Annotated in this window: 12 protein-coding genes; 5 read left to right on the top strand and 7 right to left on the bottom strand. The window is 33.8% G+C overall.

Annotated elements, in window-relative coordinates:
* The first annotated feature begins 96 nt into the window (after positions 1–96).
* The 3 genes from CW751_RS02400 (at position 97) to CW751_RS02390 (ending at position 6,886) form a co-directional block, all read left to right on the top strand.
* A complete protein-coding gene (locus CW751_RS02400; RefSeq protein WP_101333348.1) occupies positions 97–3,504 on the top strand; it encodes a caspase family protein in 3,408 nt (1,135 codons plus the stop codon).
* Between the two features lie 40 nt (positions 3,505–3,544).
* On the top strand, positions 3,545–4,096 hold the full coding sequence (locus CW751_RS02395) for a hypothetical protein (protein ID WP_101333347.1): 552 nt from the start codon (positions 3,545–3,547) through the stop codon (positions 4,094–4,096).
* Positions 4,097–4,483: 387 nt separating this feature from the next.
* The gene (locus CW751_RS02390; protein WP_101333346.1) at positions 4,484–6,886 is read left to right on the top strand and encodes a TonB-dependent receptor; all 2,403 of its coding nucleotides are present in this window, start codon (positions 4,484–4,486) and stop codon (positions 6,884–6,886) included.
* A gap of 464 nt (positions 6,887–7,350) precedes the next feature.
* On the opposite strand, the gene alr is transcribed toward CW751_RS02390, so the two are convergent.
* The 4 genes from alr to CW751_RS02370 form a co-directional block, all read right to left on the bottom strand.
* Positions 7,351–9,633, bottom strand: a complete 2,283-nt coding sequence (gene alr, locus CW751_RS02385) for an alanine racemase (RefSeq protein ID WP_101333345.1) — start codon at positions 9,631–9,633, stop codon at positions 7,351–7,353.
* A complete protein-coding gene (locus CW751_RS02380) occupies positions 9,630–10,205 on the bottom strand; it encodes a thymidine kinase (RefSeq protein WP_101333344.1) in 576 nt (191 codons plus the stop codon). The genes alr and CW751_RS02380 overlap by 4 nt, the downstream gene beginning before the upstream one ends.
* Positions 10,206–10,512: 307 nt before the next feature.
* Complete coding sequence (locus tag CW751_RS02375; protein ID WP_101333343.1) at positions 10,513–12,168, bottom strand: SBBP repeat-containing protein; 1,656 nt, start codon at positions 12,166–12,168, stop codon at positions 10,513–10,515.
* A 203-nt stretch (positions 12,169–12,371) separates the two neighbouring features.
* Positions 12,372–15,524: a hybrid sensor histidine kinase/response regulator transcription factor gene (locus tag CW751_RS02370; protein ID WP_101333342.1), complete on the bottom strand. Its 3,153-nt coding sequence runs from the start codon at positions 15,522–15,524 to the stop codon at positions 12,372–12,374.
* Positions 15,525–15,758: 234 nt separating this feature from the next.
* On the opposite strand from CW751_RS02370, the gene CW751_RS02365 reads away from it, so the two are divergent.
* Entirely contained in the window at positions 15,759–15,968 is a 210-nt protein-coding gene (locus CW751_RS02365) for a hypothetical protein (RefSeq protein WP_101333341.1), read from the top strand.
* Positions 15,969–16,102: 134 nt separating this feature from the next.
* On the opposite strand, the gene lysS is transcribed toward CW751_RS02365, so the two are convergent.
* The 3 genes from lysS to fumC all read right to left on the bottom strand — a co-directional run bounded on the left by lysS (position 16,103) and on the right by fumC (position 21,954).
* The gene (lysS, locus tag CW751_RS02360; protein ID WP_101333340.1) at positions 16,103–17,818 is read right to left on the bottom strand and encodes a lysine--tRNA ligase; all 1,716 of its coding nucleotides are present in this window, start codon (positions 17,816–17,818) and stop codon (positions 16,103–16,105) included.
* A 256-nt stretch (positions 17,819–18,074) separates the two neighbouring features.
* A complete protein-coding gene (locus CW751_RS02355) occupies positions 18,075–20,117 on the bottom strand; it encodes a zinc-dependent metalloprotease (protein ID WP_101333339.1) in 2,043 nt (680 codons plus the stop codon).
* 445 nt (positions 20,118–20,562) lie between these two features.
* Positions 20,563–21,954 (bottom strand): class II fumarate hydratase, encoded by a 1,392-nt coding sequence (gene fumC / locus CW751_RS02350; RefSeq protein ID WP_101333338.1) that lies wholly within the window; start codon positions 21,952–21,954, stop codon positions 20,563–20,565.
* An 80-nt stretch (positions 21,955–22,034) separates the two neighbouring features.
* Between fumC and CW751_RS15340 the strand changes: the two genes are divergently transcribed.
* Entirely contained in the window at positions 22,035–22,199 is a 165-nt protein-coding gene (locus CW751_RS15340) for a hypothetical protein (RefSeq protein WP_165779194.1), read from the top strand.
* The last annotated feature ends 105 nt before the right edge of the window (positions 22,200–22,304 follow it).

Here is a 22,304-nt window from a genome sequence, read left to right as displayed (position 1 = left end):
CAACGATTTTACAAGTCTCCTTACAACTTAAGAAATGTTCAATTTCATAGCTTGATATTTCATTTTTTTAAATAACTTTGAATCAAACATTTGAGCATGAAAAGTATATTTTTTATTTTCTTCCTTACAGCGTTTGTATCTAGTGTTTTTGCACAAGAAGCAGAATTAATTACACAACAACGGATAAGGAGTACAATTACTAATTTCAAATTTAGTCCAGATGGGCAATATTTAGCAAATTCATCAAAAGACGACCCAAGTATTCACGTCTGGCACCTTGCTTCCAACAAAATTATTGGAAGTTTACAAGGATATGAAAATACTGTAAACACTTTTTCCTTCAACACTTCGGGAGATGAAATGATTAGCATTCATGAAGATGCTACAATTATTCGTTGGGATCTAGAAACTTGGTCTATTGCTGATTCCATAACGCTTCCACATACTAGTGATTTTGTATTATTTAAAGGCAACTCAATTCTCGTTGAGCAAAATGGCCGAATTTCGGTATACGACAGAGCACTAAAAAAACAAAAAGACATATCAATTTCGGGCAAGGTAATCAGTGGCAAATCAATAGCCAATTTAGCTTATTTAGGTTCTAACAATGGTCAGCTCACACTTTTCAATTGGAAAACCAGTGAGGTCAAACAACAAAAGACATTCTCAAAAATAGATTTTCAACACATGGATATACATGAAGATCTAATTATGGTGCTAAATAATAACGGATCGGTTTCGGAAATTTCACGACAAGCTTTATCATTAGGAAAAACCTTCCAACCTATTCGCGGGTTATTTTTCGGAACACGTTACGGTAAGGTGATGGCAAAAGAAGGATTGGTAGCTTATATTACCAATCAAAATGAAATTTCTATTTATAATAGAGCAGGAAATCTAACTACACAACTTTTAGACACAATAGCAGCTGAGAAAATACAAGTGATGGAGTTTTCACCTAACGGAAATATTCTTGCCACTTCGAGTTTTAAGGAGTTTCAAATTAAAAATAATTTGAGTGAAAACAGTATAAAAATATGGGATGTTCAAAGAAAAGGACTCATTAGTGAATTAAAAGGTTCTGTAAACCCTGTTCGTAGCTTTTCATTTCATCCCGAAAAAAACTGGGTTGCCATTTTAGGTGAACATACATCCTTAAGTTTATGGGACATGGATTATGCTGAGAAAATAATGGACTTTGAATTAAAAGAACCTCAATTAGAACAAAAAATAAATCTCATATCAGATGAAGAGGCTAAAGATATTAGCCCATTCAAACTGAATAAATTAAAAGATAAGCTTGTATCTTCCACCGTTAGAAGAACAGTTAATCGAGGAATTAGAAAGCAACCTGTTTTAGTAAAATTCTCCGCTAATGGTAACTATTTAATTACGAAGCTTGAAAAAGATGAGGTTCGTATTTACAATTTAAAAGACAAAAAATTAACGTATGCTTTTTATGCCGAACATCAACAAGAAAGAATTAATGATTTTATTACCGACCCAGATGAAAAATATTTAATATGCTTAGGAGCAGGTGATAAAGCAGTTTCTGTTGTTGAATTAAGTACTGGTAAGTTAATAAGAAAACTAGAAACCAAAAACCAAGACGCTTCTTATGAATTTTTAAATAATGCTATTTCTGTAGCCTACCACCCTAAAGGTGAGAACTTCAGTGTTTGTACTGGTCGCGGACAATTATTTATCTGGGATAAAAATTTCAAAAGTGAATTTAAAACAAGTGGTTCAAACATTTTTAGAGCTGGAAATAACGCATTTGTCACCTACTCCAAGAACGGGAAAGTCATATATTTGAAGGGAATGGATGGAATACGGGGCTACTCTGTAGATGGCTTTCACGTATCTGGAACTAACAAATTAAAAATGACGGGAACTCCGCATTCCTTAGGAACGCCACAAGATTACATGGTAGGTTTTGAAAAGAATAAGGGATATATCGAACATTTAAAAACGAAAGATATTATTGAATTTGATATTCACTCTAATTTAATTAACGATGTAGATGCTTCACTAAGAAATTATATTGGAATTGCTCTTAAAAACGGTGAATTTAGAATTATCGATGCACGAAGTGGTGAATTGTTAGCAACTTTCATTGGTGAAGGTGAAAATACTATTATCAAAACTGAAGACAATTTTTACAAAGTAAATAAAGAAGGGTTTGATTTAGTTTCTTTCAGGGTCGGGCAAAAAGCTTATCCTTTTGAACAGTTTGATGCATATTACAACCGACCTGACCTGGTTTTAAAAGCATTAAAATGTCCTGATGATGCATACATCGATTTATATCAAAAAGCACATTCGAGAAGAATGAAAAAATTAAACCTAACGGATACAGAAACGCCAAATTTTAGCACGCTACCTCAACTTTCGATAACTAATAAAAAAGATCTTCCATACACTCAAAAAGCAAAAAACGTAAATCTAAAATTAGAAGGATCAACAGAAAATAGTTCACTAAAGACCTTAAAAATAACCATAAATAATGTGCCTATAATTAATCAATCTATCTCAGGAAAAACATATACTGAAGAAATTCAGTTAGAATTAATTAGAGGGGTAAATAAAATCAATGTTTATCTAATTGACAATAAAGATCAGGAAAGTTTAGCGGAAAGTATTTCAATCAATTGTACAAGAGAAGACGCGCCAAATCTATACTTGGTTACAGTAGGGACATCTGAATATAAAGACAGCCGATTTAGTTTAAACTATGCGGCTAAAGACGCTAAAGATCTAAATAGCTTATTTACTGAGCAAAATAATCGTTCAATATACAATGAAGTAAATACTTATATCTTAACCAATGAAGAGGTAAAAAAAGAGGCGTTTGATGATTTGAAATCATTTTTAAAAAAAGCGGGTCGAAATGATCAAGTTGTTTTTTATATCGCTGGTCATGGTGTGTTAGACGAACAATACGCCTACTATTACGGAACGTATGATATTAACTTTTTACAACCCGGAACGAGAGGATTAGCATACGCCAATTTAGAAGATATTCTTTCGGGTATTTCAGCGGTAAAAAAACTATTAATAATGGATACCTGTCATTCAGGTGAAGTATCAGAAGATGAAGTTGTACTAGCAGAAAACGATGAAGGTGAAGATTTAGCTTTTGAAGATGTAACTTTTAGAGCAGTGGGTCCTAAGTTACGCGAAGGTACAGACACCAAGGCTTCTGCAGGTAAAATGGCACGTGTGTTATTTGCCGATATAAGAAAAGGAACTGGAGCTACAGTTATCTCAAGTGCTGGAGGAGTCGAATTTGCCATGGAAGGTGAAGATTGGAAAAATGGACTGTTCACTTACTGTCTTTTAAATGGATTAACAAATAGAACCGCAGATAAAAATGGAGATGGGGTAATCATGTTGTCTGAATTACAAAAACACTTGATTTCACAAGTAGATAAGCTTTCTCACGGAAAACAAGTTCCGACCACACGGGTTCAAAACATCAGATTAGACTATCCAATTTGGTAAACTTTAGTATTTTTCCTAATTGTCTATTAACTTTGTGGTGATGAGACAATTTATTCCAATCATATTTGTACTGGCACTTACATTGCCTTTTGTTGGAGTTTATGGATGGTTGAAATTTGAAAAATCCGCAGTTAAAAAGTCGGTAAAACATCGACTAATGGAAGGGATTCCAAAAGAAGAATTGGTTCAGTTCACTTTTGCATTAAAGGATACAGCGACTCTACTTGATTGGAAGCATGGAAAAGAATTTGAATATCGTGGTGAGATGTACGATATCGTAACACGAAATTATAAAGTCGATTCCGTTGTCTACGATTTATGGTGGGATCATGAAGAAACAGCATTGAATAAAAAACTCGCAACCTTAACCAATCAATTACTTAATAGAAATCCAGATGAACAATCCCGAAGGAATTACTTAGCACATATTCAAAAAACTATGTACAATGAAGTAAATTCAATCATTGTGCAACCTTTATCCCCATTATCATTAAAATCAACTACGTTTACAGAATTAACAAACCTTTATAGGAGTATTTCCTTACAACCTATTTCACCACCCCCACAATACCTTGTTTTATTTACAACATAAGACTTACTAATTGGTGTGTCAGCCGACACATCATAATATTGATAAGATTCGAATACAATATACTACGGTAATATACCTAATTGGTGTTGTATCCGACATGGGAGACTATTGAAGAGTTTTTAATTCTTAGATTTTTGCAATAATCACCCTTTGTTATAAAAAATCTGCTCATTTGTTGACCTTGTAAGTCTTATTTAATAATTAAAAAATGCCAGGGAAAGTCGTATGATTTTTAAAAAACCAAATATTTATACTTGATGCTTCTTTTTAATAAGAAACCAAGCAGCTAATGGATCAATATTGATTCATAAATATAAAAAGGTTAAATAAATCATTGATTCCTTAGGCGTAACACATACGTATTACTAATATTAAAATATAAAATATATGAAAATTATCATATTACTGGGGGTCTTGTTTTATACTTCCATGATTTATGCACAAAAAGTAACCGTGCAAGACAAAACAACAAACGAACCAATTGAGTTTGTTCAAGTCGGAAGCAAAGGTGCTCAAGAAGTGTTATTTACTAATAAAAAAGGAGAAGTTGACATTTCTATTTTTAAAGGATTAAATGATATTATCTTTAAACTTTATGGATATGAACCTAGAGAGTATAGTTATGAAACATTACTTGAAAATGACTTTATAATTGAAATGTCGCCCAGCGTTTTTATTATGAACGAGGTAGTTATCTCCGCAAATAAATGGAGTCAAATTTCTTCTGATGTTCCTTACAAAGTGAGTAAACTTTCAGCGAAAGATATTGCTTTCCACAATCCACAAACTGCTGCAGATTTATTGTCTGTTTCAGGTGATGTTTTTGTCCAAAAAAGCCAACAAGGTGGTGGAAGTCCAATGATTCGCGGTTTTGCAACAAACCGTTTACTATACACCATAGATGGGGTAAGAATGAATACAGCTATTTTTCGAGGAGGAAACGTTCAAAACGTTATATCGCTTGATGCATTCGCAATGGAAAATGCTGAAGTGCTCTTTGGGTCGAGTTCTACCATTTATGGAAGTGATGCTGTTGGAGGGGTTATGAGTTTTCAAACCTTAAAACCACGTTTTTCAGATAATGATCAACCTTATGTTAAAGGTAAAGCAATCGCTCGATACGCAACAGCAAATAATGAAAAAACTGGACATTTTGATATCAATGTAGGATGGAAAAAGTGGGCGATGGTAACCAGTGTTTCAGCGAGTAAGTTTGAGGATTTGAAACAAGGTAGTTTTGGACCAGATGATTATGTTAAGCCTTATCATGTGCAACGTGTTGACAGTGTTGATGTGGTTATGGCACAAGATGATCCATTACTTCAACAACCTAGTGCGTATAGTCAGATTAATTTGATGCAGAAAGTACGATTTTCGCCTAATAAAAACTGGGATTTTGAATATGGTTTTCATTTTTCAGAAACCAGCAGTTATGGTCGTTATGATCGACACACAAGCTTAAAGAATGGTGCGCCAAAATATGCTGAATGGAACTATGGGCCACAAAAATGGATGATGAATCAATTATCAATCACCAATTATTCAGCAAATGCTTTGTACGATCAAATGAATATAAAGATTGCACACCAAGAGTTTGAAGAAAGTCGAATTGATCGGAAATTTAACAAATCTAAACGCCGAACGAGAACAGAAAGTGTAACCGCATATTCTTTGAATGCAGATTTTGCGAAACGATTAGGTAAGAAAAACAATCTTTTTTATGGATTGGAGTATATTATCAATGATGTAAATTCTATAGGCGTTTCAGAAGACATAAATACCAACATTTCTACGGCCTCTGCCTCGAGATATCCAATGGCACAATGGCAATCCATTGGTGCTTATGTCAATGATGAATATACGCTTACTGATCAGATCACATTACAAGCTGGATTACGCTATACTCATTTTCTATTAGATGCAGATTTTGATAATACTTTCTATTCATTTCCTTTTCAAAAAGCAAACCTTGACAATGGAGCTTTGACAGGAGGAATTGGAGGTGTATATAAAATCAACTCAAAAACTGTTCTTCGTTTAAATGCATCAACTGCTTTCCGTTCACCAAATGTAGATGACATCGGAAAGATTTTTGATTCAGAACCAGGAACTGTTGTAATACCTAATCCTAATCTTAATGCTGAATATGCTTACAACGTAGATTTAGGCATAACGAAAGTAATTGGTAATGTTTTAAAACTTGATTTAACAGGTTATTACACAATTTTAGAAAACGCGTTAGTAAGGAGAAATTTCACTTTAAATGGAGCTGATAGCATATTGTATGATGGTACACTAAGTCAAGTTCAAGCACTCCAAAATGCTGCAAAAGCTAATGTTTATGGTCTCCAAGCGGGACTTAGCATAAATTTAACGAATGGATTTCTATTAAATTCTAAGTTTAATTATCAAGTAGGTGAAGAGGAAATGGATGATGGTACCGTTAGTCCATCTCGACATGCAGCACCATGGTTTGGTGTTACACGTTTGAGTTATACCTACAGAAAATTAAAGCTTGAACTTAATGCTATGTATCAAGGTGAAAGAAAAAATGAAGACATGTCGGTAAGTGAAATCGGAAAAACTGATATATATGCACTCGACGAGAATGGAAATACTTATGCGCCTAGTTGGTACACCTTGAATTTAAAGATTATGTACCAATTTCATGAAAACTTTAGTGTTAGCGGTGGTTTAGAGAACATAACAGATCAAAGATATCGTCCTTACAGTTCCGGATTATCTGGAGCTGGACGCAACTTTATCCTCTCACTAACAGCTAACTTTTAGGCTTATTATTCAAATCTATAAAGCCTGATGAACACTTAACAATAAAAAGGACTGTCTCATAAACCTAAGGATTGAGACAGTCCTTTTTTTGCTTTCGATTGTATAATGACGATCGTTGATTTAGATCAAATCGTTTTTTAACCAAATGAATGAAAATATTGAACTTCAAATTTTATACAGTATTCTATTTTCTAGTTAGCTTTATTCTTTTCATTACGAAAATAATTAATAGACAAGTTAACACTCCAAAAGCGCTTTTACCAACTCTATTTTTACATCTCCACCTTTAAAGAAAAGGTCAAGGTAAGTAATAAATACACCAAAAAATATTGCTGCTAAAAAAAGGGATACACTATACAGTAACAATCTCATCTATCTTCTTATTGTAATTACATACCTTTAAAAACAAGTGATAAATTTGACTTAATTCACTTCGCTAATTATTAATCATTAACAATCAAACATCATCTAAGATAAACTCTTGAAACTCTTTTGTTTATACTTGTCATCACTTCGTATGGAATTGTTTTTAACCGTTTTGAGAATTTTTCAATAGAAATATTCTTACCAATGATTTCAACTTCATCTCCTGCTTTACAGTTGGCTTCTGTGACGTCGACCATGGTCATGTCCATACATACATTTCCAACCACTGGACATTCAATTCCATTGATAAAAACAGATCCAATTCCATTGCTTAAACTTCTTCTAAATCCATCGGCATAACCAATGCGTAAAGTTGCAATTTGAATTTCTTCTTCGGCTTTAAAAGTCCTTCCGTAACCTATTGTTTCACCAACCTCTATTGATTTAATTTGAGAAATTGTAGTTTTCCATTGTAAAGTCGGCAATAACTCGTCTTCCTTAGCAGTGGAAGTAAACCCAAAAACTCCAATGCCAAGTCTCACCATGTCGAATCCAGCGGTTGCACCAAATTTACTTGTTCCCTCGCTGTTGAGGATGTGAAATAAAACGTCTTTATTATCTAATCTTGCTTCAAATTGACTTTTCATGACTTTAAACCGTTCAATTTGCTGCAAAGTGTAATCGGTATCCATATTGTCGGCATCGGCTAAATGAGAATACACAGATTTCACCTTTATTTCCGGTAGACTGTTGAGTTTTGTTATTAAGTCCTCGATGTCTTCAGGATAAAAACCTAAACGATTCATTCCCGTTTCTACTGTAATGTGAATAGGGAAATTAGTGATTCCATCTTGTTTTAATCGTTCGCAAAAAGCATCAATTTGATTAAATGAAAACAAAGAAGGTTCTAGCTGAAAACGAATAATATCTTCAAAAGCATCATTTTCCGTGTTCATAACTAGAATTGGTAAAGAAATTCCATTTTCACGTAAAGTTGTGCCTTCATCTGTATATGCCACACCTAAATAATCGACTCCAATTTGTTGTAGAAAATGTGGAATGTTTACATCACCTGTTCCGTAGGAAGATGCTTTCACCATGACCAAGGTTTTTGTTTTCTCGGGTAGTTTGTTTTGAAAAGTTCTGATATTGTGCTCAATGGCTTTTAAATCGAACTCTACCCAAGTCTCATGCTTTCTGTTCTTAAAGAGCTGAACTGTATTTTTTAAATTCGAACGATAAGAGCCTTTAAACAAAATACTTGCGTTTTTTATCGCCAATAGTTCGTTTGGAACCTTATTGTTTTCAATCACAAACAATTGTGTAGGATGATAACTTTCAACAATGTTAAGAATTGCTTTTTTACGATTTTCGTCAACATAAGAAAGGTCGAGTACTACAATTTTATCCTTGCGCTCATCAGAAGAGAATTGATACGACAAAGCTTGCTCCAAGGCATCAATATCGATATTATAAGAATCATTAATGATGAGGTTATTGTCTTGTCCTTCAAAAACTTCCATACGATTCGAAAGAACTGGCAATTGAATAGCTTTTTTATTTAAATCATTCTTCTCAATGCCTAAAAACTCCGCCACGTGTAATGCCAATAATCGATTGTTAGGGTAAGACAACTGTGAGAAATCTATGTTATTCCAGTCTTCAAAATTGGCAATATCTGTATTGATCTTATTTCTACGCAATTCACTCTTATGTGCTTTTAAAGCAAAGGTGATATTGGCGTGTTTGAACAGTTTTAGGTGTTCTGAAGCATGAACTTTTTGCGATTCAAAATTATCGGCATAGAAATGTCCTATTCCAGTGTACACTCCCAAGGTTGGCGAAACCATATCTTCGATATAATCCATTTCATTTGGATGCGAAATATCTGCTTCGATAATTGCCAGATCATGAGCATCGGACATTTCTAACAAGGAAACCGCAACTCCAATTTGCGAATTAAAGCTTTTTGGACTTCGAATAATGTTGAATTCATCCGCAAGTAAAAAGTAAAGCCATTCTTTGATCGTTGTTTTACCAAGACTTCCTGTTATTGCTAAAACAGGATATGAAAATTGATTTCTGTGGTGTTTGGCAACTTGCTGTAATGCACGCAAAGTATCATCCACTTTTATAATAGTTGCATCCTTGGGCAATTCCACTTCCTGACTTACCACAAAACTACGGATTCCTTTATCATACGCTTTTTGAATATATTCATGACCATTTTTTCTTCCTTTCAGTGCAAAGAAAACACCATTTTTGGTGGTGTTTATTAATCGGGTATCGTAGTAAATAACATCAATAATGTTTTCATTTTGTGTATTTGCATTTCCAGAAACAATATCAATGAGTTGCGTATGTGTAAGATTTAAATTCAATGTTTTATTTTGTTATAACAAGATCTACAAAGCGGTTCATATTCTTCAACAGCGCCAACGAGAACCTGTTCTGTTTGTTTTGTTTTTCGATGCGAAAACTGTGCTAAGTTACCACAAGACATACAAATAGCATGAACTTTTGTAACATATTCAGCAGAAGCCATTAGAAAAGGCATAGGTCCGAATGGTTTTGCTTGAAAATCCATGTCGAGTCCAGCACATATCACGCGAACACCATGGGCAGCTAAGTGACTTGCTACTTCTACAATGTCTTGGTCAAAGAATTGTGCCTCATCAATGGCTACAATACGTTCGTTTTTCCAATGGTCAAGTATTTCTTTTGCAGAATCCACTTGAATCGCTTCAAATGTAGCACCGTTATGGCTCACCACACTTTCTTCACTGTAGCGTTTGTCTATACGTGGTTTGAAAAGCAATAAATCTTGTCCAGCAAACTTTATACGTCTTAAACGTCGAATGAGTTCCTCGGTTTTACCCGAAAACATTGAACCACAGATTACTTCAATCCAACCTCTATATTTACCATCTTCTGGAAATTGTTCTAAAAACATACGCTACTTTTGATTTGCTACAAAATTATAAAGTTGTAGAAGTTTTGAGCGATATTTTGAACGGAAGAAATGAAAAGTTATGCACGTGGAGGAAAACAGTGGTAGGTTAAACAAAAAAGCGGGACATCATTTAAGATTGTCCCGCTTGAATACGCTGTGCAATGTTATTTACAGTTTTTTTTCGAATTCTTTTTCCATTGCTGCTTTGAAATCTGCTTTTAGCTCATCAGTAGAGTATTTCTCTTCTAATGATCTTTTCCTTAAAGACTTTAATATTTATTAAAATTGAGCTCAATAATTAATTTCTCTATTCTTTCACTATTTTAAAAGTAGAAATTCCATCTGTTGAAACCACTTTCATAATGTAAAGCCCTTTATTAAATTGCGAAATGTTAATTTCTGTTGATTGATTATCAAAAGAAAATAGTTTTTTGCCATTCAGGTCATAAATTTCTGCTGATTTGTAATTACCATTTATATGTAATTTACCTTTAGAAGGGTTAGGATAAATTGATAGAGACTTTTGTTTGTTTTTGGTCATGGAAGCAGACTGATTTTCTAATTTGAGTATATAAAGGTCATATCCACCAGACGACGTTAATATTTCACCTCCATTTACTTGGTCGAAATTTCCGCTATTTTGAAAAATGCCTGCAGTATATAAGTTCCCTGAGTTATCGGAAAAAATGGAAGTTCCACTTACTATTTCTTCTCCTCCAAAACTTTTTGCCCAAACAAAATCTCCAGAAGCTGTTAATTTAAACATGAAAGCATCATAGCTGTTTGTCTCCGATGTTAGGTTGTAAACGCCTGGTCCAGGGTTAAAATCTATTGTTTGAGCGAATCGACCTGTACCATAAATATTTCCATTTGGGTCTAGAGTGATGTCATATCCGGATCCATAACCATTACTACTGCTTCCAAATTGCTTAACCCAAACAAATTCACCATTTGAATTTAATTTTAAAACAAATATATCATTCATAGCTGTTAGGTTATGCTCTCCAGGTCCTGGATCAAAATCAACAGTGTTTTGAAACTGACCTATTGTGTAGTTATTTCCATCGTTATCGGTAATGATAGAATACCCAATATCAAGACCAACTCCTGTATCTCCTAACTCTTTTGTCCATAAAAAGTTTCCATTAGCGTCTACTTTTGAAATAGATATTTGGTAATTACCAGAACTCCATGTTCCTCCTGTAAAATATATATTTTCAAATGAATCAACAACAATACTTTCTCCCGTATCATAACCAGCGTTTCCAAGTTGTTGAGCCCATTCAAAATTGCCGTTAGCATCATATTTTGTAATAAAAGCATCAGTGTTTCCTGCAGAAGTCATGTTATAAGTTCCACTTCCTGGGTCAAAATCTACAGTACCTCTAAATTCCCCTGTAGTATAGATATTTCCATTACCATCAATTGTTAATGACTTAATTCCATCTGCTTGAGAACCACCGAAACTTTTAGCCCAAACAAATTCACCATTTGAATTTAATTTTAAAACAAACGCATCCCTATCACCAATAGAGGTTAAATTATATGTACTTGAATCAGGATTAAAATCCGAAGTACCAACAAAACTTCCTGAAATATAAATGTTTCCATTTACGTCTGTTGCCACATCAGATCCACCATCATTCGCCACTCCACCTAGGCTCTTTGCCCACAAAAAACTTCCATTTTCATCCAGTTTTGAAACAAAAACATCTGGAGAGATATATGGGGGGGTAGTGTAACCACTTGATGAGAGTTCATATGTTCCAAGTCCAGGATCAAAATCTACTGTACCCATAAAGGAGCCTGTATATATAATATCTCCAGAATTATCAACATGAATGTCTCCTTGGATTTCGTCATAATTACCTCCTATCCTCTTTACCCAATCAATAGATGATGTTTGGGCTACTAAAGTGACAGAAGGTACGTAAAAAATTAAAAGTGTAAATAATTTCTTCATAATATTTAGATTTAATATAACATTTAAATCTTTACAAAAATCATGCCTATTAGTCAGACCTACAAGGGTTTAACCTGATCAGGGTGTTCTAATATGGAACAAGTTTTGCCTAATATGTTATGAAAAATAAAAAACGTTTATTTGAATTACTTATCATTTTGAAAGGTCTATTTTCATGGATGACTGTAACAATCTATATTGATTTATTTCATACTCTCCTCCCTAAATTTAGATGGAGATTTTTTCACTACTTTTTTAAAAGCCTTACTAAAATATCCAGGATCTTCGTAACCAACTTTCCATGCGACTTCGGCAACGCTATAACCTTCTAGTATAAGTTCCTTAGCCTTTTCTATTCGAACAGTTTTAATGAGAGCAGCTGGTGTTTGATTAATTAAAGCCTTGATTTTTCTTGTTAATTGACTATTGGATAGGCACATCTCATCCGCCAAGTCGTTGACCCCATATAACACCTTATCTATGTTAGTACTAATTGTTGTTTCAATTTTTTCAATAAACTCTTTATCTAATTTACTGAGAGATTTAAACGATTTTTCTTTAGAAATTTTGGTAGCGTGTGAAAAAGCCCTTTTTAAAGCTGTTTTTAGCTTTAATATGTTTTTAACTCTAAGCCTAAGCTCCTTAATTGAAAAAGGCTTTGTGAGATAATCATCAGCTCCTATTTCTAGACCTTCAATTTTATCATCAAACGAACTTTTGGCAGTGAGTAATATTATCGGAATATGTGAAGTTAACATATTCTCTTTTAGGTTTCTAACCAAGGAAACACCATCTAATTTAGGCATCATAATATCACTAATGATGAGGTCTGGAAGATACTCTTGCGCTAGTTTTATTCCAGTTTTGCCATTGTCTGCTTCTAAATAACGATACTGATTTCCAATATTTTGGGTGATGAGTTTTCGTATTTCAAGATGATCTTCAATAACTAAAACAATTGGTTTTTCCTGGCTTAATTCGACTCTTTCTGAATTTTCTGTTGATTCAAATGGCTGTTCAATATGTGTTGGTGCGTTTATTACGTCATCCGTTTTGACTTCATTGGACAATAGTCTTTGTGCTTCCTTATTAGATTTAAGTCGAACAATAAAAGTTGCACCTTTTCCCTCTTGCGTTTCTATTTTTACCATACCACCATGCAATAAGGCCATTTCCTTTACCATTGCTAGACCTATTCCCGATCCTTCATACGCTTTTTGACGGGTCTGGTTAGCTTGATAGAAGCGATCAAAAATAAACTCAGTATGTTCTTTTGCAACGCCAACCCCTGTATCAATAACTTTTATTTCAATAAATTCAGTGCCCTCATTGTGCAATTCTACATTTACTTGACCATTTTTTGGGGTAAACTTTAATGCGTTAGATAATAGATTCGATAAAATTGATTTTATAGCCTCTTCAGAATAAATAAAATCTTCCTCCTTGAAGTTGGAGTCTGTCAGGTTTTTAAAATTGAGATCAATATTCTTTTGATGGAAATAAGAATAAAAGAGATTCATCGTTGTGTTTATAAAATCAATTAAACCCCCGTTTTGGGTAAATTCTAACTGATATTGTTTGTTTTCGATTTCTGATAGTTTCATGAGCTGATTGATAAGCGCTAATAAATTATTACTTGAATCTTGAATCTCCTTGAAACGTTCTTCTAGACCTTCATTCTTATGCTTTTCACTTAATATTTCAATATTACCTTTAATTAAACTTAATGGTGTTCTGAATTCATGCGTTATATTGGTGAGAAATCTAGATTTGAATTCTTCCATTTTTTCTAGTTCATCAACCCTTTGTTTTTGAAGCTTTACATTCTTCTTTTCAAGTTTTATGTTTTTTCTATTCAAAAAGTAAAGTCGGATAAACACAAGAAATAAAATTACGGCCACAGCAAGGCCGATAAATAAATAATTCCGTCTTGATTTTTCCTGCTCTAATTTTGCTTTTGCTATCGCTTCTCTCTTTTCTTGTTCATATTGGTTTATTGTTTTGCTTGTTAAGTATATGTTCTTATCAACTGCTTTAGAAAAATGAGCGTACTTTTTATAATGTTGAAGAGCTATATCATTATTGCCGTAAACCTCTTCTACATGAGATAGGTTTTTGTAAATAAACGGTAATTGTTCTGTTATTTTAGAATTCAAACAAAAGTTTAGGGCCTTCATTAATATGTTTTTACCATTGTGGTGCTGGCCTTGATGGATGAAGCTAGCTGCAACAAGAATTTCAGCTTCCATTGCGGCATAACTTAAGTTTAATTTTTTAGCATAACGTTGACTTTCTTTGGCAAAATCAATCGCTTTATCAAATTGTTCAATCTCAAAATATAGTTTTGCAAGTTCTAGGGTAATATCTGATTTTTCTTTTGAATTATCAATAGTTTTGACAGCGTCAAAAGCGTTTAAGAGCAATTGTTCTGCTTTCTTATAGTTTCCTTGAGCAAGATAAATCTCTCCGTCCTTTCTTGTGGTAATTACATCAATAAGTCGATTCTTTTCATGTTTATAGAGTTCCTTATTGCGCTGATTATATTGAAAAGCTAAGTCAAAACTTCCAATGTCTTTATAAATATCAGAAATCTTGCTATTGGTGAGTTTTTCTCCAGATTTATTTTTATCTATTTGATAATGTTTAGCCGCAATTATATAATGTTGAACAGCATTGAGTCTATCGCCAATCTCTAAGTAACATAAACCAATATTTCCGGCTGCTAATGCTATTCGATGATTTACATTAATGGTCTTAAAAATGTTGAGTGCTAACTTGAAATGATAAATCGCTTTTTCGTAATCTCTTTTCCAATAATAAGTGTAACCCATTAAATCATAGAAAAAACCTATTCTTATAGAATCTTGGTATTTCTTACTAATTGCTAGACCTTTTTGATAATAATGTAAGGCTTCAACAGTATCTTTGAGTTGAATACTATTCTGACCCATGAAACGATAAATAAACCCCAACTCTTCTTCTTGATGGTTATTTTGTAAACTTATCTCAGCTAAAAGCAATGTTTTTTGAGACTTTTCAAATAGACCTTGATCAAAATATATAGAACCAAGAGATGAAAGTGCTGAAGATTCTGCTTTTTTGAAATTATGATTTTTCGCAAAGTGCATAGCGGACTCGGCTATCGCTATTGCTGTGTCAAATTGTTTTATGGTAGAATACAGTCGGGCAAGTTCAGCCAGTTGAAAAGCATAATCAGCATCTTTTTTATCAGGGTCGATCTCTTTTTCAAGTTCTTTAATCTTTTTTACTTGAATAGGTTCAAACACGTTCTCTTGGGCAAAGAGATTAAAAACAAAGAAAACGAGCGAAATTATGAGCAGGATGGTTTTTGTCAAAATCTACATTTTTTGATCTACAAAAGTAAACATAGTAATTTATATTTTTTGATATAAAACATGAAAATAACGGTGATAAAAGAATCACGCATAACAACCTGAAAGTCTTTGTGGTTAGGGTTTTTTATGAAAATACAATGCGTTAAAATCACCAATTAATGACGAAAAATCACCCCATTAACAACTGTAATTAGAAGTAATTTTGCGGCACTGTTTAATTTAAAAATTGATGAAATGAAAAAGGTATTTTTAGTAATGGCATTGGGAAGCTTCACGTTGTTTACAACATCATGTCTAAAGAAAGAACAAGGATGTTACACCCAAGAAGGTGGTTTATTATACACTGAAGAACAGCACAAGGCTGACGCAGCAGAAAATGGGAACCAGTATGGTTTTGTTGAACAATGTGAGGCTTTAGGTGGAAAAGTTCAAGAAATTGATTAATAATTATTAACCTATCACTATCGTCCGTCTTAAGCTTGAGTTTAAGGCGGATTTTTTATTTAGAATGGGTTTTGTCAAGCCCTTTAATAATCTGTATCGGTTATTTAGGACTTGACATATGTTTAATTACCTAATCATCCAATCATCTCGATTGTCAAACCATTTTCGTCTTTTGTAACTTTAGTTAGGCCATGTTTTGCTAAGCCTTTCACTCCTTTATCCCATTTTTTGTTGCTTAATCCAGCTTTTTCTTTCAAAACATTAAGATCCATGGTTTGCTCTTTGGCTAACAAATCAAAAATCAATTGCTCATCTTCTTTCAACTCAGGTCCTTTCTTCGCTCCGAATTTTTCTGGTTTCATTTGTGGGAAGAAAAGCACTTCTTGAATTGCTGGATTATCTGTTAAATACATAATCAAACGGTCCATTCCAATTCCTAATCCAGAGGTTGGTGGCATTCCGTATTCCAATGCACGTAAGAAATCTTGATCAATTAATCCTGTTGCTTCATCATCTCCTTTTTGTGCCAAACGAACTTGTTCCTCAAAACGTTCTCTTTGGTCAATTGGGTCATTCAACTCTGAATAGGCATTGGCAATTTCTTTTCCTCCTATCATCAACTCAAAACGCTCTGTCAATTCTGGATCATCACGGTGTGATTTACACAACGGAGACATTTCTTTTGGATAGTCGATAATAAATGTTGGTTGAATGTAGTTTCCTTCACATTTTTCGCCAAAAATTTCATCAATAAGCTTTCCTTTCCCCATTGTTTCATCAACTTCTAGCCCAAGATTTTTACACGCTTGTCTTAGTTCGTCTTCTGATTTTCCTTTGATGTCAAAACCTGTAAAATCAATAATTGACTGACGCATTGTAACACGTGCATAAGGTGCTTTAAATTCAATTTCTTGACCATTGAAAGTGTTTTTTGTTGAGCCGTTTACTGCTACAGCACAATGTTCGAGTAAGTTTTCTGTAAACTCCATCATCCAGTTGTAATCTTTGTAAGGAACATAGATTTCCATTACCGTAAACTCTGGGTTATGCGTTCTGTCCATTCCTTCATTTCTAAAGTTTTTTGAAAACTCATAAACTCCATCAAAACCACCAACAATTAATCTTTTTAGATACAATTCATTGGCAATTCGCATATATAATGGAATGTCTAAAGCGTTATGATGTGTAACGAACGGACGTGCAGCTGCTCCACCAGGGATAGGCTGTAAAATTGGCGTTTCTACCTCCATATAACCCGCATCGTTGAAATAGTTTCGCATAGCAGAAAACAGTTTACTTCTCTTTTCAAATACTTCTTTAACGTTTGGATTCACAACCAAATCAACATAACGTTGACGGTATCGTGTTTCAGGGTCTGTAAATGCATCATGAACATTTCCTTCAGAATCCGTTTTAGGCAATGGTAAAGGACGAAGCGATTTTGATAACAATGTAAACTCTTCAACCTTAACGGAAATTTCACCTACTTGTGTTTTAAAAACTTTCCCTTTTACTCCGATAAAATCACCTAAATCGAGCATCTTTTTAAACAAGTCATTGTAAAGGAATTTGTCTTCGCCTGGACAGATTTCATCACGATTAAAGTACACTTGAATTCTTCCCGTATCGTCTTGTAAATCTCCAAATGATGCTTTTCCTTGAATTTTACGACGCATTAATCTTCCTGCAATTACAACTTCTTGTTCTTCCTTATAATTGTCCTTGATCTGTTTGGCTTTGTGTTTCACGGGGTATAATTCCGCTGGATATGGATCTATTCCATGTTCACGTAACTTTGTCAACGTTTCCCTACGTTGAATCTCTTGATCTGACAATTCTAAATTGCTCATAACTGTTGTATTATAATTCAATTAATTTGCAAAGATAGGGATTACAGTTATGTCAACTACATATTTAGGTACTAAAAAATGAGGAAATTAAAATACGTGTAACATAAACATTAGAGCTACTCCTTTAATGTTAAATATTACACAAATTTGAAACTAGATTGACTACTCAATGGATGGTTCAAATATAAAGACTGAAAATAAAAAAATCGCTAAAGCGTTCTTTAGCGATTTTTTTTACTATTACATTAAATTTTGATTATTCAATTACAATTCGTTTTGTTTTCTTAACGCCGTCGACATTGATATTAATTAAATATACACCAGCCTCTACTCCTTCTGTATCAATCATGACAAGATTTTGACCGACATTAGATTGTATTTTATTCGTAGATATTTTTTGTCCCATAATATTTACAAGATCAATTTGAACAAGTTTACTATCATTTATATTAAAGGATACGTTTGCTACATCACTTGCAGGGTTTGGATAAACATTGAAAGATCTTACAAAGCTTTCCTCATCAATATTTAAAGGATCATTTTCTTTAGGACCTGCAAAAATATTGATATCGTCTAAATATATGTTATTTCCACCATCAGATTCAAACTCAAATTTAAATCTAAAATTATCAATCCAAAAAGAGCTTGTAACATTCGTCATGTGTACAGTAACCCAATCATCTTTTGAGTCAGGAGCCCAATTACTTCCAGCTGTCTCAGTACCCAAATTATGTCCAACCAAACTTTTTCTTACTAACCATGATTCACCACAGTTTTGAGATAAAAGAACTGTTAATCGTTCGTAATTAGAACTAGATCTTCTTCGGTATGCATATCTAAAACTAAGGGTCACACCTTCTGAACTAGTAATTGAAGAAAGATCAATTGGTGATGATATCAATGCATCAATATTATCTCTTGGTTGTCCAAAGTTTCTTAAATAGACAGAATTATTTCCAGTGAATGCGGCATCAGAAGTTAATTCAAATCCTGCACCTGAATTGTTATCTACTAACCAATCTGAATTAGAAAGAGAAGTTATGTTCTCAAACCCTTCAGTAAATGGTAAAGATTGACCTGCTGGTAATACTTTAATATAAGAAGGTTTAGTTTCGCTCACACTTGAAGAACCGTCTGAAGCGGTTAATTTAACTTCATATAAACCTGGAGTATCATACGTTACTGTTGGTGATTCAGCGGTAGAAGTTGCTGGAGAACCACCTTGAAACTCCCAATTACGAGAAGTCACTAGATTATATGAGTAATCTGTAAAAGTAACCTCTTGTCCTACACAAACCTCTCTATAATTCGCTCCAAAATTAGCCTCGCACAAAACATCAGGACTATTTACACCAGTTGAAATTAAGTTACTTGCTGAATGTACATTTAATCTTCCTGTATTTGAAATGTTTAAAGCACCATGCATCCTTGCTTTTTGATCATTCGTAAACATTTTAGAGCAATAGGAATACTCCATGAAATTTTCTACATTATCTAAAGAACCACATGATTCTCCACGTAAATTACATGTTCTCCATCCAATCGTATTAGGTGTGTCTGCGATATTATCATCACCATTGCAATTAGACGCTAAACCAGGATCGTTGGAGTTACCCCACGGATGTGGTAAATCTAACCAATGACCAGCTTCGTGACTTAAGGTATGTGCACCTTGTGAGCCTGCTGTTCCAATACTTCCCACATAATTATGTATTAAATGTATACCATTATCCATACTGTTTGAACGCCATGGATCAGGTCTAAAAGTGTATCCAGCAGCACCTTGAACATCCATTGTTTTAAATACAAAAATATTTAAGTATTTGTCACCTGGCCAGTTTCCATGAACTGCTTGAACTGCTTGTACTCTTTGCGCACCTGTTCCACCATCTGTAACTGCTGAATTTGTTCTTGTGATTCCGCTGGTGCAATTTCCCAAATTATCTTTTTTTGCTAGCTTAAACTCAACTTCTACATCAGCAACAATAGGCAGAAATTCTGGTTGTACATTTGGCCATCCCGGATTTGATTTTTGAAAATCTTCATTCATGTGATTTAAAGCGTTTAAAACTTGCTCATCTGAAATGTTTTCAGGACCGTTTTGGTGTATTATGTGAAATACAACTGGGATGGTATAAGTAATAGCACCTCTAGAGTTAGACGCTTGTAATAATTCGGGGTTTTGTGCAATAAAGTTTTCAATTTGCAAAGCCTTTTCTTGCTCATTTTGTTTGTATTGTAACCTTTCTTCAGGTGATAAACTCTCTATGTACTCGGCTGTTTTTGATCTGTATAACATTCGAAATAATCTTGAGAAACAGCAGTAAAGATAAATCCAAATGCTGTTAAAAAAGATAGTATTGTTTTCTTCATAATTTGACTTTGATATAATTTAGCGATTCCAATATACATAAATTTTGCAAATTTTAAGAATTTTTATTTTAATACGACTATTTTATTGATTCAATGGAAAAATCGAGACATATTAGGCTGGTTTATGCACCCGAATTAGATAATTATAAGGTCAACAATATTTGTCTCACAAAGAAAGAAGGGAGTTAGAATAACCTGACTTCAAAAAAGCAAACGAAAGTAGATTTTCAATGTACGCAATTTACAAAATGATGAAATGAAAATGAGCAACAAAAAAGGAGAACAAAATTAAATTCATTCTCCTTTACGTAATCTTATTTATCACGCACAAGCGTTAACTTTTGGCGTATATTCTTAAATAAAAACTGCGATTATTTTCCCGTCATTTTAGCAGGATCTACCCATTCATCATATTCTTCAGCTGTTAAATGTCCTAACGCTAAAGCAGATTCTTTTAATGTAATTCCTTTTTCATGTGCATTTCCTGCAATCTCTGCTGCCTTGTAATATCCAATTTTTGTATTTAGAGCGGTAACCAACATCAAAGAATTGTTTACTAGTTCGTCTATTCGTTCATGATTTGGTTCAATACCAGCAGCACAATTATCAGCAAAAGAAACACATGAATCACCTATTAAACGAGCAGATTCTAATACATTAGCCGCCATCATAGGTTTAAAAACATTCAACTCATAATGTCCTTGTGCGCCACCTACTGAAACAGCAACATCATTCCCCATTACTTGTGCGGCAACCATAGTTAACGCTTCTGCTTGGGTTGGATTTACCTTTCCTGGCATTATTGATGAGCCTGGTTCATTTGAAGGAATAATAATTTCTCCAATTCCTGATCTTGGACCAGAAGCCAGAAGACGAATATCATTACCAATTTTATTTAATGAAACAGCCAATTGTTTCAATGCTCCATGTGTTTCTACGAGTGCATCATGCGCTGCAAGTGCTTCAAATTTATTTTGAGCTGTAACGAAAGGAAGACCAGTAAAATCGGCAATATGTTTCGCTACCAATTCTGCATATCCATCAGGGGTGTTTAAACCTGTTCCAACAGCTGTACCACCTAAGGCGATTTCAGACAAATGAGGCAGCGTATTATCCAAAGCCTTTAATCCATGATCCAATTGCGCTACATACCCTGAAAATTCTTGTCCTAGAGTTAACGGCGTAGCATCCATTAAATGTGTTCTTCCTATTTTAACTACATCGTCAAATGCTTTTGCTTTTTCATCTAAAACATCACGTAAATGTTTCACACCTGGGATAGTTGTTTCAACGATACGCTTATAAATAGCAATATGCATTCCTGTTGGAAAGGTATCATTTGATGATTGTGACTTATTGACATCATCATTCGGCTGGAGTGTTTTGTCTCCTTCTCCTAACTTATTTCCTGCAATGACATGAGCTCGATTTGCAATCACCTCGTTGGTATTCATATTTGATTGCGTACCAGAACCTGTTTGCCAAATCACTAATGGAAATTGATCATCGTGTTTTCCAGCAATAATTTCATCGCACACTTGGCCAATTAAATCTCTCTTTGCTTCTTCTAAAACACCTAATTCACAATTGGTAAATGCCGCAGCTTTCTTCAAATAAGCAAATCCATGAACAATTTCTATTGGCATTGAAGCTTCAGGACCGATTTTGAAATTGTTTCTAGAACGCTCTGTTTGAGCCCCCCAATACTTGTCGGCAGGCACATTCACGTCGCCCATCGTGTCTTTTTCTACTCTATATTTCATTATATATCGTTTTATATTAAATTATTTTTTAATTTTACAGCAGTTTAAAATAACAATAATAGTTACAAAAATAATATATCATGAGTATTTTCGGTCTTGTTATGTTTCTTTTAATTGCTGGAATGGCATTTTGGCTTTTACTTTTCTTAATGGCTTTTGCTGTGCCGTATTGGATTACCTTGGGTGCAGTAGAACAAATGCGTCCAAAGAAAGTATTTGACAACGAAATAGAAGGAGAAGAATAAACTCAGTTATTAAATAACGATATTGAAAAGGAGCTTTAAAGGCTCCTTTTTCTATTTCCAGTTATTTTTTTAATAAAAAGAGACTTTTGTGGAATTAAGGTTAAT

Source organism: Brumimicrobium salinarum, assembly GCF_002844555.1.
In the GTDB taxonomy this organism is placed as follows: Bacteria; Bacteroidota; Bacteroidia; order Flavobacteriales_D; family Crocinitomicaceae; genus Brumimicrobium; species Brumimicrobium salinarum.
This window is presented reverse-complemented; position numbering and strand designations above follow the sequence as displayed.

Excerpts from the sequence above, each read along its gene's own strand:
- CW751_RS02400 (WP_101333348.1), top strand. The coding sequence starts at position 97 with ATGAAAAGTATATTTTTTATTTTCTTCCTTACAGCGTTTGTATCTAGT.
- CW751_RS02395 (WP_101333347.1), top strand. The coding sequence starts at position 3,545 with ATGAGACAATTTATTCCAATCATATTTGTACTGGCACTTACATTGCCT.
- CW751_RS02390 (WP_101333346.1), top strand. The coding sequence starts at position 4,484 with ATGAAAATTATCATATTACTGGGGGTCTTGTTTTATACTTCCATGATT.
- CW751_RS02380 (WP_101333344.1), bottom strand. The coding sequence starts at position 10,205 with ATGTTTTTAGAACAATTTCCAGAAGATGGTAAATATAGAGGTTGGATT.
- CW751_RS02375 (WP_101333343.1), bottom strand. The coding sequence starts at position 12,168 with ATGAAGAAATTATTTACACTTTTAATTTTTTACGTACCTTCTGTCACT.
- CW751_RS02365 (WP_101333341.1), top strand. The coding sequence starts at position 15,759 with ATGAAAAAGGTATTTTTAGTAATGGCATTGGGAAGCTTCACGTTGTTT.
- lysS (WP_101333340.1), bottom strand. The coding sequence starts at position 17,818 with ATGAGCAATTTAGAATTGTCAGATCAAGAGATTCAACGTAGGGAAACG.
- CW751_RS02355 (WP_101333339.1), bottom strand. The coding sequence starts at position 20,117 with ATGTTATACAGATCAAAAACAGCCGAGTACATAGAGAGTTTATCACCT.
- fumC (WP_101333338.1), bottom strand. The coding sequence starts at position 21,954 with ATGAAATATAGAGTAGAAAAAGACACGATGGGCGACGTGAATGTGCCT.
- CW751_RS15340 (WP_165779194.1), top strand. The coding sequence starts at position 22,035 with ATGAGTATTTTCGGTCTTGTTATGTTTCTTTTAATTGCTGGAATGGCA.